The organism is Marinitoga okinawensis (genome assembly GCF_055387075.1).
The window spans coordinates 1,402,242-1,416,199 of sequence record NZ_AP042422.1; the positions used below are offsets into that span (position 1 = coordinate 1,402,242).

Below are 13,958 nucleotides of genomic sequence, written 5' to 3' on the forward strand. Positions count from 1 at the left end.
AAGAAAAGAAATTTTATAAAAAACGTGGTATAATTACAATAAGCAGCGATAAATGAAAAATATTTCATATAATCTCAGTTTTTTGGTTTTAAAAACTAAGGAGGGAGAATTTTATGCAAGAAATTAAAAAAATAGGTATTATTACCAGTGGTGGAGATGCTCCAGGAATGAATGCAGCTGTTAGAGCTGTCACAAGAACTGCTGCTTCAAAAGGAATTGAAGTTATTGGTTTTTATAAAGGATATGCTGGTATATTAGATAAAGATTTTACTGAATTAACTTATTCTTCTGTTGGTGGAATTATGGAAAAAGGTGGAACAATATTGAGAACCGCAAGAGTTCCAGAATTTAAAACACCTGAGATAAGATCAGAGGCTGCAAAAAATCTAAAGGATTTAGAAGTAGATGGTTTAGTTGTTATAGGTGGTGAAGGTAGTTTAACTGGCGCAAAATTATTATATGAAGAACATAATGTTCCTGTTATAGGAATTCCTGCTTCTATCGATAATGATATTCCAGATACTGATATGGCTATTGGGGTCGATACATGTTTAAATACTGCTGTTGATGCAATGCAAAAATTAAAAGATACTGCTTCATCTCATGAAAGAGCTTTTATCGTTGAGGTTATGGGAAGGGGCTCAGGATACATTGCATTAATGTCTGGTTTATCTGTTGGTGCAGAAGCAGTCATTATACCAGAAGTTCCTGTTGATTACGATGAATTAACAGATAAAATATGGCAAGAAAGAAAAAGAGGAAAAATTAATTGTATTGTAGTGGTAGCAGAAGGTGCTGCAAGTGCATATTCAGTAGCAAGGCATTTTGAAAATAAGATTGGATATGAAACTAGAATAACAATATTAGGACACATTCAAAGAGGCGGATCTCCTACAGCATTTGATAGAATATTAGCTTCAAGAATGGGATATTCTGCAGTTAATTTCTTATTAGAAGGTAAATTTGGAACTATGGTTGCTTTAGAAAAAGGACAAACAACAACTGTTCCATTAGAAAAAGTTTTAAGTGAGAAAAAAGTTTTAGATCCTAAATTAATTGATTTAGTAAATACATTATCATAAGGAGTGATTATATGAGGAAAACTAGAATCGTTGCAACTATTGGCCCAGCTACAGAATCTGAAAATATGGTTAGAGAATTAATAAAAGCTGGTGCTGATGTATTAAGACTTAACACATCTCATGAAACTCCCGAAGTACATGAAAAACGTATTGAAACTATTAAAAAAGTTAGAAAAGAATTCAAAAAACCTGTTGCAATATTATTAGACTTAGCAGGGCCAAAAATTAGAACAGGCAAATTTAACAAAGATGAAGTAACATTAAAAGAAGGTCAAGAATTTATTTTAACTGCTGAAGATATTGTTGGCGACGAAACAAAAGTCTCAATAAATTATAAGGGATTACCTAAAGATGTAAAGCCAGGAGATTTAATTTTGGTTAACGATGGCAAATTAAAATTAGAAGTAGTCGAAGCTGATGGAGTTAACATAAAAACTAAAGTACTTAATACCGCTACAATAACTCACAGAAGGGGGATTAATGCACCTGGCGCAGATATTAAAATACCAGCTTTAACAGAAAAAGATAAAAAATATATAGAATTTGGAATAGAACATGATGTTGATTATTTTGCTTTATCTTTTGTAAGAAAACCTGAAGATGTTTTAGAAATGAGAGAAATATTAAATTCTTTAAATGCAAAAGATGCTCAAATTATTAGCAAAATAGAAACAAAACAAGCTATTGAAAACGATCTTGAAAAAATTATAGAATTATCTGATGCCGTTATGGTTGCAAGAGGAGATCTGGGAGTAGAAGTTGAAGCTGAAAAAATTCCTGTATTACAAAAAAGAATTATTAGTATAGCAAATAAAAAATCAAAACCTGTTATCACTGCTACACAAATGTTAGAAACAATGATAGAAAATCCTGTCCCTACTAGAGCTGAAACAACAGATATTGCAAATGCTATTTTAGATGGTAGTGATGCTGTTATGTTATCTGGAGAAACATCTATTGGAAAATACCCTATAGAAGCAGTAAAAGTTATGGATAGAGTGGCTAAAGAAACAGAACCATACATGAGTAACTATGGAGCTTTATTTTTTGATTTTGATGAAGAAGACTCTACAACTAATGCAATTTCTAAAGCTGCTAATGAAATAGCTATTTCTGCTGGAATAAAAACTATTGTTGCTGTTACTGACAAAGGATATACCGCTAGAGCAGTTTCAAGATACAGGGAGAATGTTAATATTATTGCTGTTACACATTCAGAAAAAACATATAATAGATTAGCACTTGTTTGGGGAGTTACCCCTATGATCGTAAACGAATTTGTAAGTACTGATACTATGCTTTATATTGTAAAACAAACTCTAAAAAATGAGGGTTTAGTCCAACCAGGAGAAAAAATTATCTTCACTGCTGGCATTCCATATGGTTTCTCAAGCAAAACAAATTTCTTGCATATTGCTGAAATAAAATAATGCTGCGTAAAAGCGCAGCATTATTTTATTAATCCTAATTCACTTTTTATCTTTTTTATTTTTTCTAAATTTTTATTAAAAATTTCTACAAGTTTTGGTTCAAAATCAACTCCTTTTAAAGAATTAATATAATCTATAGCTTTATCAATGGTCCAGGCTTTTCTATATACTCTATCTTGAGTTAAAGCATCAAAAACATCTGCTATAGAAACAATTCTTGCTTCTAAAAGAATATTCTCTCCTCTTAGTCCAAAGGGATATCCTTTTCCATTCCATTTTTCATGATGTTGGAGAGCAATTTTAGCAGCAATGTCGAATACTTTCCACTTCGAATCTTTTAATATATTATATCCTATTACAGGATGTTCTTTCATTATTTCAAATTCTTCGTCTGTAAGTCTATCTGGTTTATTTAATATTGCATCTGAAATACCTATTTTACCAATATCATGCAAAGGAGATGCCAATTTTAATATATTTAATCTTTCTTTGTCTAAGCCATATGATTCTCCAATTATATATGCTATTTCAGCAACACTTCTTACATGTGCTCCTGTTTCGCCGGATCTTGCTTCAATCACATCTGAGAGTTTATATACAATTTGCTTATGAGACTTATACATATCAAGAAAATAATTATTTGAAACAAAACTAAGGTATATATTTTCTATAAAAGTTAATATTATCCCTTTTTCTATAGGATTTATATCATATTTAAATTTTACACAAAATACACCTTTTTCATCTTTATAATTAAATTCTTTTTTTATGGTGTTTACATTAGTTTCTTTAAACTCTTTTTCATTTAATTCACCTATAATTATGTTTCTATATTTTATTCCTATTCTATGTTCTTTTACCAGAGAATAATATTTAATAAACATTTTTACTTTTTCATACCATTCCTCTAAAAAAACAAAAATATTATTAAAACCATGTATATTACTGAAAATAGAAAATTTCCCTAGATAAAATTGTTTGAATATCATAAATATAAATTAAATCCCTCTGCAAAGCAGAGGGAAATATTATAATTAATATTATTTATTTAAGAAAAATTCTAAATCTTCTTCAACACTTTTTATTGGAGAAATTTCAAAATTTTCTACTAATACTTTTAATACGTTTGGTGAAATAAATGCTGGTAATTTTGGACCCAATTTGATTCCTTTTACCCCTAAATATAATAATGCTAATAATACAGCAACTGCTTTTTGTTCATACCATGCTATATTATATTCAATTGGTAATTCATTTATATCATCTAAACCAAATGCTTCTTTTAATTTTAATGCTGTAACTACTAATGAATATGAATCATTACATTGACCAGCGTCTAATACTCTTGGAATACCATTTATATCGCCTAAATCAAGCATATTATATCTATATTTTGCACAACCTGATGTCAATATTACAGTATCTTTTGGTAATTTTTCTGCAAATTCTGTATAATATTCTCTTTCTTTATGTCTTCCATCACAACCACTCATTACAAAGAATTTTTTAATTGCACCAGATTTTACAGCTTCTATTACTTTATCTGCTAATTGAGAAACTTGTTCATGTGCAAAACCTATAACAATCTTCTTTCCTTTTCTTTCTGGAATTGGACCTAATTCTAACGCTTTTTTAATTACTGGTGAAAAATCCTTCGGTTTTCCATCTGTTCTATTTGGAATATGTGTTAATTTATCAAAACCAACCAATCCTGTTGTAAATACTCTATCTTTATATGATTCTTTTGGTGGAACTAAACAATTTGTTGTCATTAATATTGCTCCCCCAAATTCTTCAAATTCTTTATTTTGTCTCCACCATGAACCTCCGAAATTACCTGCAAGATGCTTGTATTTCTTTAATTCAGGATATGCATTTGCTGGTAACATTTCACCATGCGTATATACCATAATTCCCGTACCTTCTGTTTGTTTTAATAATTCTTCTAAATCTAATAAATCGTGACCACTTACTAATATACCTGGTGCATTATATGTTCCTGTATATACTTCTGTAATTTCTGGGTTCCCATATGTCGATGTATTTGCTTTATCTAATAATGCCATAGCTTCTACAGCATATTTACCTGCTTCCATAACTAATCCTATTAATTCATCAACTGTAATATCATCTCTTAATGTTTCTATTAATGCTTTTTGAATAAAATATAATATATCATCATTTGCATACTTTAACACATAAGCATGATCTGCATATGCCGCAATACCTTTTAACCCTATTATCAATAATTGTTTTAATGATCTAATATCTTCATCTTTATCTGCTAATACTCCAACTTCAGAACCTTTTAATTCATAAATTTCTGCACCACCTGGTTTGTACCATTCAGCAGGTTCTGGAACTTTTTCATCAAATGGTTTACCTTCTTTTGTAGCATATGCATCTAAGAACATATGTTTTATTTTTTCTCTTAATTCAATTGCTCTATCTATAAATTCAACCATTCTATCAACTGAAAAGTTTACATTTGTAATAGTGCTAAATAATGCTTCAGCAACATATAAATTAGCTTCATCATCTTTTACACCATATTCTTTTGCTTTTAATGCCCAATATGATAACCCCTTAGTTATCCAAATTAACATATCCTGTAAATTTGCTACTTCAGGAGTTTTTCCACATACTCCTCTAACATTACATCCTATTCCTCTTGCTGTTTCTTCACATTGATAACAAAACATACCCATAATAACACCTCCATAATTAACTATCTCTATTTTTCGTCATAAATTCTTTTTTCTCCAATAATTTCTTGAAGAGGTTTAATATCTTGAGTTACTTCTAATGCACCTAAATATTCTCCTTCTTCATTCCTTACTGCAAAATATCTAATATATACATATTTATCTCCAAGTTTTAACCAAAAATCAGCATTGTCTCTTTTACCTGATTTAAAATCATTTACTATTTTATTTACTATCTCTATACTTTTTGAAGGATGACAATTTTGAACTTTTCTCCCTATAATTGCTCTACTTCTAACAAAAATTCTTTCTTTTGATTCACTGAAATACTTTACTTCATCATTTGCATCTACAAAAGTAATATCAATAGGTAAAGTATTTAACATAAATTTTAATTGTTCAATAGTTAATTCTCCACTAGGCAATTTTATTTTACCTTCTATTACTTCTTCTACATCTTTTTTCTCAATATTCATTGGTTCAGGATCAAATCCACAATATCCTATTTCGTCAAATTGATGCCTAATATCAATCCATTCTTCCTCACTAATTAATTTTAAAGCAGTTGGGAATAATACTGAATGTTCTTTATGCACATGATTCATAAAAAATTCTAATAACACCAAAGATAAATTATATAATTCTTGTTTTGCTTGTACAAAATTCTTATTATCTTTAATAGCTATTAATTGTTTTCTAAATTCTCTAACTTGATCATGTTCCTTCCACATAATTGCTGGTGGTTTTGTTATTCCATGTTTTTCTATATATGGAAACAAAACATTTTCTTCTTTTAAGAAATAATTCTCTGCAGCCATTAAATCATCAAAGTGTAAGTTTAATTTCATAAATAATGGAAATGCTCCTTGAATAGATTTTTTTGTTAATACCTGTTTAGCTACATCTCTAATTTTCTCAACAGTTTTAATAATAAAATCATGTTCTTTCATTAATATGTATATAGGGTGCCATGGTTCTACATCAATTTTTTCCTGTTCAATATATTCCTTAAACAACCCAAGATGGACATCACAAACTGATTGAATTTGATCTATCGTTATACCTTCTTGATCCATTAATTCTTGCTCAATTATTGCAATTTCTTCTGCAGATAACTCTTTTATCACATTTTGAAGTTCTTTTTTCAATTCTTCATTTTCTTTTTCACTATTTACTCTTTTTATCAAATTTTTTAAATATTCTTTCTTATTAAACAATTCACTCATAATATCTCCTCACTTTGTGAAAAAAATTATTTATTTACGATATAATTATAACCTTTTTTATCCAATTTGTCCGTAACCTATGTTACACTCTTAAAAATTAAATTAGTTTTCACAAATACCTAACTTTTGGTAAAAATAACAAACTCCCTTTTTCAAGAGAGTTACAGGCTGCCAACAAATTTTTTTTGAAAATACTTTTTATCTAATATATACACCTTATTTCCTTCTTTTTTTATTATACCCTCACTTTCTAATCGAGAAAATGCTCGAGAAAGTGCTGGTCTTGTAACACCAAACAAATGAGAAAGTTGTTCTATAGAATAATCTAAAATTATTACATTTTCATTTTCATTTTCATTTTTTATTTTTTCATGTAAATAAAATAGTATTTTATCTTTCAAATTATTTAATGTTATAAACCATAATTTTTGAGAAATAAAATTAAACTTTGTACCTAAATATATTATTAATTCTTTTAAAAAATCTTTATTTTCCACACACAAATCAAAAATCTTTTCTTTTTGTATATATGCTATTGTTGATTTTTTTTCTGTAATAATATCAACAGGAATTTTAGAATCTTTGGAAAAAGTGGCTCCTAATGCAAGAATTGATGGAGCTGCCATATCTTCAATACGAATAATTTTCCCATCTATTTCTGTCATTTCAGTCCTAACCCTTCCATGCAATAATATCATTACCTCATCTATTTTTTCACCTCTTGATTTTATTAAGACATCTTTTTCAAATTCTCTAATAATCATTAAATTTTTTTCGATTAACTCTTCTATTTCTGATAATTTTAATTTTTTGAATATATCCAACTTTGAAAATTGATTTACCAATGGATGCATAATATCACCTCTTGGATATTATATAATATTTAGGTTAAATTTAACAAATTTATTTTTATTTTGATAATGTGATAAAATAAAAGTGTAAAAATAAAAAGGAGGAGTTATAATGCATATATTAACTGCAGAAGAAATGAAAAAAATTGATGAAATGACTTCAAAAAATTTTGGAATTGCCCCTGATGTTTTAATGGAACATGCAGCTATATGTTTATATAATGAAATTATAAAAGAATTTAATAAAAACACACACTTTTTATTTGTTTTAGGCACAGGAAATAATGGAGGTGATGGTTTAGCTACTGCTAGATTATTATATAATGAAGGATATAAAAATATAAAAATTATGATAATAGGAAATAATAAAAGTTCTCTTTTTAAAAAAAATTTAGAATCAATAAAAAAATATGATTTTCAAAACTTTATTGAATATGATAGTGAATTTCCAAACCACGTAAAAACTGCTGATTGTATTATTGACGGCATTGTTGGAATTGGATTAAAAGGAGAGTTAAGCAAAAAACATCAAGAAATTATAGAAATAATAAATAAAAACAAGAGAGGGAAGGTTATTTCAATAGATATCCCCTCAGGAATAGATGCTAATAGTGGCAAAATCCTTGGAAATGCCATAAAAGCCGATAAAACTGTTACTTTTGGAAGTTATAAATTAGGAAGTATTTTCTTTCCAGGGAGAGAATTCTCTGGAGAGGTTAAAGTTTCTCCTTTATCTTTTCCTAAAAAGATATTTAATATTTCTCATAGAGAATTGGTCACAAAAGAAATGGTTAAATCATTATTGCCTAAAAGACCGAAATTTTCTCAAAAATATGATTTTGGTAATGTTTTAATATTAGCAGGTTCATCTGAATTCCCCGGCGCTTCAGTACTTTCTGCTATTGGTGCTCAAAAAATAGGTGCTGGTCTTGTTAAATTAATTACTCCATCTTCATTATCTTCATCTGTTTTAGAACATGAGCCTGGAATAATTTATAAATCATTAAATAAAGAAAAATTTTCTTTAAGAGATATTGATACTATATCGAAAAACATTAAAAAAGCATCTGCAATAGTCATAGGACCTGGTTTAGGACGATCTAATGAAACCATGCAGTTTGTAAGAGGTGTTGTTGAAAACTCTAAAGCACCAATTGTTGTAGATGCGGATGCCCTTTATGCAGTAGACGCTTTAACTTTAAGAGAAAATATTGTATTAACACCTCATGTAGGAGAAATGCAAAGAATCGTAAGAACTGATGAAATTGAAATAAGACAAAATTATGAATATACAGAATATTTTGCAAAAAATAAGAAGGCTACTATTGTTTTCAAAGATGCGACAACAATTATTACAAATGGAGAAAAAACATTTTTTAATATTACAGGAAATACAGCTTTATCAAAAGGTGGAAGTGGTGATTTATTAACAGGTATAATTGCCGGATTAATTGCTCAAGGTTTAAATGTTATGGAGGCAAGTATAGTAGCTTCTTATTTATCCGGAAGAACTGCTGAAATAATTAGTTCTGAAAAAACAGAATATTTCTCAACTCCTCTTGATATTGCTAAAAATCTTTATCGTGCATTATTGGAGGTCATAAATGCTTAAAGGAAAACTTATTCAACAATTAAAGCAAAAACAATTATTAAATCAAAAACAAATACAAGCATTGAATATAATACAGATTCCTTTAAATAAACTTGATAATGAAATCAAAGATTTTATACTTGAAAATGTATTTTTAAAATTCGAAGAAGATAATATAAATTTTTATAGTTTAGACTATATGGATTATATTCTAGAAACAACTTCATATAAAAGAAGTTTTTTAGAAGAAATAAAACCTATATATCTTGCTCTTATCCCAAATAACTTAGAAATAATTGCTGAAACGCTTTTTGGTTATTTAGATAATAGAGGAATTTTAACTATATCAAAAAATGAATTTATAAAAAAATATAATATAAAAAATAAAGATTATGATTTATTGATAAAAACTCTTAAGAATTTAGGTCCTACAGGTTTTGCTGAAGAATCTATTGAAAACGCTTTAAAAATAAGAGAAGAATCAGGAGAAAATGGTTTACCTTTATCTAGTTTAGAAACAAATGAAAATATTATTTATGCAAATTCTAAACCGGATATTATATTTTTTAAAGAAAATAATGATATAAAATGGAAAATCAATATCCCTCAAATACCTGAAATTGATGAAATCTATTTGAAAAATTTAAAAAATATAAATGATAAATCCTTAAAAATTTATATTGAAAAAGAAATGGAAAAATTATACATATTAAAAAATGCAATTAAAAAGAGAGAGGAATATTTGGACAAACTTGCTGAATTAATGGTAAATAAAAACAAAGAATTTTTAGAAAACGGTACAAACCTAAAAAGGTTTGGAATAAGAGATGTTGCAAAAAAACTTAATCTCTCTCCTTCAACGATTAGTAGGAGCGTTGCTTCAAAATATTTTGTGAACATTAAAAAAATTACTTTACCCTTTTCTAGTGTTTTTAATACCAAAGAATCCCAAAAAAATGAAAAAGAGATTATAATGAAATTTATAAAAGAGCATATGGATATATCTGATAATAAATTGTCAAAATTAATAAAGGAAAAATTAAATATAAAAATATCTAGAAGAACAGTAAATAAATATAAAAACCAGATTAAGAAAGGAGCTTAAAATGCAAACATTTTTAGTATCCGGAGGAACCCCTCAAAGTAATCTATTTTTCTATAAAAATATTATTAATGAATCAGATATTTTAATTGCTGTTGATAAAGGAATAGAATTATTTAAAAAACTTGATATAGAGCCAGATTATCTAATCGGAGATCTAGATTCAGCATCTCAAGAATCTATTGAATGGGCAGAGTCTAATGATGTTGAGATAATAAAATATAAACCTGAAAAAGATTTTACTGATATCGATTTAGCTATTAATTTCGCAATTAATAATAATTCAGATAAAATTATTATCTCTGGATTTTTAGGAGATAGACTTGATCATATCTTTGGTGCAATATTATTATTAAATAAATATGATAAAAACATTATTTTTATGGAGGAATTTTTAGAAATATCAAAAATCTCAAAAAATTTTAAAAAAAATGTAGAAACTGGTGAAACTTGGTCTATAATTTCATTATCAGAAAAAACAGAAGGAATATATCTTAAAGGATTCAAATATCCCTTAAATAATGATATATTATATTTCAATAATCCTATAGGTATAAGCAACGAAACTATTAACAAACATATTGAAGTTTCTTATTCAAAAGGAAGTTTAATATATTTTAGATGGTTAAAAACTATCGGAGGTTAAAAAGTATGTCTAAAAAGAAAAAATGGATGTAATTTATATTACACAAACTCTTTGATTCTTTTAAAACCCTCTTCTAATTTTTCTATCGAATTTGTAAAGGATAATCTCACAAATCCTTTTTCATTAAATGCACTTCCAGGAATTAAAGCAATTAATTTTTCCTCAAGAATCGTTTTACAAAATAAACTATCATCTTTAATAGGTGATTTAAAAAATAAATAAAAAGCTCCTTTGGGATAAATAAAATCCAATCCAATTTCTTTTGATTTTTTTACAGTAAAATCTCTTCTTTTTTTAAATTCTTTTAACATATAAGAATTATCTACTTTGTCAATAACTGTTGAGGCATATTGAGCTATTGAATTCACAGATGTTGTTGAATGTCCCTGTATTTTTATCATTCTATTGTAAATTAATTGATTTTTTAACGCAACAAAACCTATTCTCCATCCAGTCATTGAATAGCTTTTTGAAAAAGAATTGATATAAATTAATTGATTTTTATCAACATATTTAGCAAAAGATGAAAAATTATCTTCATATACCAAAAAGTCATAAACTTCATCAGTAATCACAAAAATTTTGTTTTCATTTGCTATTCTTGATATTTCTATTATAATCTCTTCTGGATATATAACACCTGTAGGGTTATTTGGAGAATTTACTAAAATAGCTTTGGTTCTCGAAGTAATTAATTTCTTTAATTCATTTATATCTGGTAAAAAAGAATTTTCAAATTTTGTTTTTAAAATTACAGGTTTTGCTCCAGTTAATAATATTACAGGAACATAACTCACCCAAAATGGTGAAAATAAAATAACTTCATCTCCTCTATCCAAAATAGAGAGAAATACATTAAATAAAGCTTGTTTCCCTCCATTTGTCACTAAAATTTCATTTGATAGAAAGTGAATATTTTTTTTATAAAGCAATCTTGAGATTGCATTTCTTAATTCAGGAATACCTTTACTATCAGTATAATTTGTAAAATCATTTTCTAAAGCTTCTTTTGCTTTTTCTTTAATAATATTAGGTGTAGGAAAATCTGGTTCACCTGCAGTTAAATTTATCACATCCTTCCCTTCTTCGATTAATTTCTTAGCTAAAATATTAATTTCTATTGTCTTTGAAATTGGTATTTTATCAACAAAATTCATATAAATTCCTCCCTATTAATTCACAGAACATTATTTCTTAATTTATTTAGAAATTTTTCTAATTCTTCTTTATCCTTTGTCATTATTATATGTTTTAAATACTCCAAATTTGAATTTATTCGTCCTATTTCTTCAACTGTAAGAGAATTAAATAGTATTTCTGAAATTAAATCGGTGTCTTCCATAAGAACACCCTTTGCTATTGATAAATGTTTTGCAAATGTTGTCCCAGGAACAATAGTTTTATCAACACGTCCAGCAAAGACCAACGAAGATATAAATGGTACACTTAACGAATACGCCATCATTTTATCATGTTCATCAAAACTAAGAGAATGAATTTTTAAATCATATTTAGAAAAAAACGATTTAAAAAATTCAAAATATTTATTTTCAGAACCTGAAATAAATATAACATTTTCCCCTTTTAAATTCCCCATATTTGCAAATGTTGGACCAAACATTGGATGAAAAGATACATATCTTAAATTATGTGATTGATAAAATTTTTTCACATCATTTTTTATAGAGGCTATATCTCCAAAAACAATATTTTTCTTATCCTTAATCAGATCTATAATATCTCCAAAAGCATTTATCGTATTTGAAAGCGATGCACAATTTAATATAAAAGTCGGTATAAATTCAGAAACTTTTCTTAAATCATTTGTTACTACATAATTTCCACTCTTTTGAAAATTTTGTTTTTGAATTTCATAAACCATTATTTCGGTATTTTCTATTTTTGATAACTCTTTAGCAAACCATTTTCCCATTCTTCCATGACCTATAATTAATAACTTTTTATTTTCTAACATTTTAACACCTTCTTTCTTATTAATTATTATTAGATATTTCTTTTAATACGTCAAAAAAATTCGGAAAGGATTTTCTTACACAATAGGGGTTATTATTAATAATTACTCCTTCTTCACTTACAAGACCTGCTACAGCTAGAGACATAGCTATTCTATGATCATTTTGTGAATCAACAATTCCACCTTTAACCTTTCCACCTTTTATAAACATTGTCCCTCCATTTTTTGTTTCATACCATATATCTATACCTATATTTTTAAAAGATACAATCAAACTTTCCACTCTATTACTTTCTTTATATTTTAATCTATCTATATTAGTAATCTCACTAATTCCTTTACAATTAGTTGCTAATGTAACTAAAGTCGGAACAACATCCGGGGCATCTTTTGCATCAAATTTAAAGGGAGCATACACTTCTTGAGACTTAGAAACATACATCACATCTTCTGAGAATTCGACATCTACGCCTATTTCTTTTAATATTTCTATTATCACGGAATCAGCTTGTGATGAATTCTCTTTTAATCCATAAATTCCAATTTTACCTCCTGCAATAGCCCCAGCTACTAATATAAAAGCTGCACTAGACCAATCATTTTCAATAATATATTTTGAAAATGAATATCTTTGATTACCTTCAATTTCAAACTCATCCATATCATTTGAATACTTTATTTCTACATTACTATCTTTTAAAACTTCTAAAGTCGCCATTACATATGGAATACTTGTTTTATTAATAATTTTCAATTGGCTTTTTCCAGCAACTATTGGTAATGCCATTAATAATCCTGAAAAAACTTGTGTTGTTAATGAAAGATCTATAACTCCATTATAATGTTTCAAATTCCCACCAACTAATACTGGTACACTACCTTTTGTTAATTGTATGTTCATACCAAAATCTTTTAAAAAACTAACAACATTAAACGGTCTTTTTAAAAGTGAACCTCTCCCAGTAACTGTATAAATTTTATTATTATCTTTTATTAACCCAAGTATAGGAATTATCATTCTAGCGCATAAACCAGATTCTCCACAATTAATAATAGAAATATCTTTAGAATTAAAATTGCTAAATCCACAATTCCCAGAAATTAATATATCCATGCTTACCTCTGATTCATTTATTATAGATATATGAGCTCCTAATTTTTTTATAACTTCAACTGTAGCTAATACATCTTCACACTTTGAAATATTGTATAATTTTGCTTCACCACAGTTGAGTAATCCTGCAAATAACGCTCTAATGGAATAACTTTTGGAAGGTGGAATCAAACACATACCATTTACTGTAGATTTAGATATTTTTATTGTATTATTTGCTTTTTCTATCATTGTTT

At 27.2% G+C, this 13,958-nt stretch carries 12 protein-coding genes; 5 read left to right on the top strand and 7 right to left on the bottom strand.

All coding sequences use genetic code 11. The features are described 5' to 3' along the window. Window positions 1-122: 122 nt before the first annotated feature. Window positions 123-1,082 (top strand): 6-phosphofructokinase, encoded by a 960-nt coding sequence (gene pfkA / locus ACZ5CK_RS07000; RefSeq protein ID WP_464582978.1) that lies wholly within the window; start codon window positions 123-125, stop codon window positions 1,080-1,082. A gap of 11 nt (window positions 1,083-1,093) precedes the next feature. After that, window positions 1,094-2,512 (top strand): pyruvate kinase, encoded by a 1,419-nt coding sequence (gene pyk / locus ACZ5CK_RS07005; protein WP_464581106.1) that lies wholly within the window; start codon window positions 1,094-1,096, stop codon window positions 2,510-2,512. Between the two features lie 20 nt (window positions 2,513-2,532). Here the strand turns inward: pyk and ACZ5CK_RS07010 are convergent, their stop codons facing one another. The 4 genes from ACZ5CK_RS07010 to ACZ5CK_RS07025 all read right to left on the bottom strand — a co-directional run bounded on the left by ACZ5CK_RS07010 (window position 2,533) and on the right by ACZ5CK_RS07025 (window position 7,297). Continuing rightward, window positions 2,533-3,501 carry an HD-GYP domain-containing protein gene (locus ACZ5CK_RS07010; RefSeq protein WP_464581107.1) on the bottom strand — a complete coding sequence of 323 codons (969 nt, stop codon included), beginning with the start codon at window positions 3,499-3,501 and terminating at the stop codon, window positions 2,533-2,535. Between the two features lie 51 nt (window positions 3,502-3,552). Then, a complete protein-coding gene (hcp, locus tag ACZ5CK_RS07015; protein ID WP_464582979.1) occupies window positions 3,553-5,214 on the bottom strand; it encodes a hydroxylamine reductase in 1,662 nt (553 codons plus the stop codon). 32 nt (window positions 5,215-5,246) lie between these two features. Further along, window positions 5,247-6,443, bottom strand: coding sequence for a DUF438 domain-containing protein (locus tag ACZ5CK_RS07020; RefSeq protein ID WP_464581108.1), 1,197 nt, complete (start codon window positions 6,441-6,443; stop codon window positions 5,247-5,249). A 161-nt stretch (window positions 6,444-6,604) separates the two neighbouring features. Continuing rightward, window positions 6,605-7,297 carry a Crp/Fnr family transcriptional regulator gene (locus ACZ5CK_RS07025; protein ID WP_464581109.1) on the bottom strand — a complete coding sequence of 231 codons (693 nt, stop codon included), beginning with the start codon at window positions 7,295-7,297 and terminating at the stop codon, window positions 6,605-6,607. A 109-nt stretch (window positions 7,298-7,406) separates the two neighbouring features. Here ACZ5CK_RS07025 and ACZ5CK_RS07030 point away from each other — a divergent pair, with 109 nt between their 5' ends. From ACZ5CK_RS07030 to ACZ5CK_RS07040, 3 genes are read left to right on the top strand one after another with little or no spacing between them, the layout of a single operon-like run. Further along, window positions 7,407-8,906: an NAD(P)H-hydrate dehydratase gene (locus tag ACZ5CK_RS07030; RefSeq protein WP_464581110.1), complete on the top strand. Its 1,500-nt coding sequence runs from the start codon at window positions 7,407-7,409 to the stop codon at window positions 8,904-8,906. Next, window positions 8,899-9,990, top strand: a complete 1,092-nt coding sequence (locus tag ACZ5CK_RS07035) for an RNA polymerase factor sigma-54 (RefSeq protein ID WP_464581111.1) — start codon at window positions 8,899-8,901, stop codon at window positions 9,988-9,990. Before ACZ5CK_RS07030 ends, ACZ5CK_RS07035 begins: the two co-directional genes overlap by 8 nt. Before the next feature lies 1 nt (window position 9,991). Next, on the top strand, window positions 9,992-10,633 hold the full coding sequence (locus ACZ5CK_RS07040; RefSeq protein WP_464581112.1) for a thiamine diphosphokinase: 642 nt from the start codon (window positions 9,992-9,994) through the stop codon (window positions 10,631-10,633). A 38-nt stretch (window positions 10,634-10,671) separates the two neighbouring features. Here ACZ5CK_RS07040 and ACZ5CK_RS07045 read toward each other — a convergent pair whose 3' ends face one another. From ACZ5CK_RS07045 to aroA, 3 genes are read right to left on the bottom strand one after another with little or no spacing between them, the layout of a single operon-like run. Then, window positions 10,672-11,790, bottom strand: a complete 1,119-nt coding sequence (locus tag ACZ5CK_RS07045) for an aminotransferase class I/II-fold pyridoxal phosphate-dependent enzyme (protein ID WP_464581113.1) — start codon at window positions 11,788-11,790, stop codon at window positions 10,672-10,674. Window positions 11,791-11,810: 20 nt separating this feature from the next. Beyond that, complete coding sequence (locus ACZ5CK_RS07050) at window positions 11,811-12,608, bottom strand: prephenate dehydrogenase/arogenate dehydrogenase family protein (protein WP_464581114.1); 798 nt, start codon at window positions 12,606-12,608, stop codon at window positions 11,811-11,813. 19 nt (window positions 12,609-12,627) lie between these two features. Further along, window positions 12,628-13,953, bottom strand: a complete 1,326-nt coding sequence (gene aroA / locus ACZ5CK_RS07055) for a 3-phosphoshikimate 1-carboxyvinyltransferase (RefSeq protein ID WP_464581115.1) — start codon at window positions 13,951-13,953, stop codon at window positions 12,628-12,630. Between the last annotated feature and the right edge of the window lie 5 nt (window positions 13,954-13,958).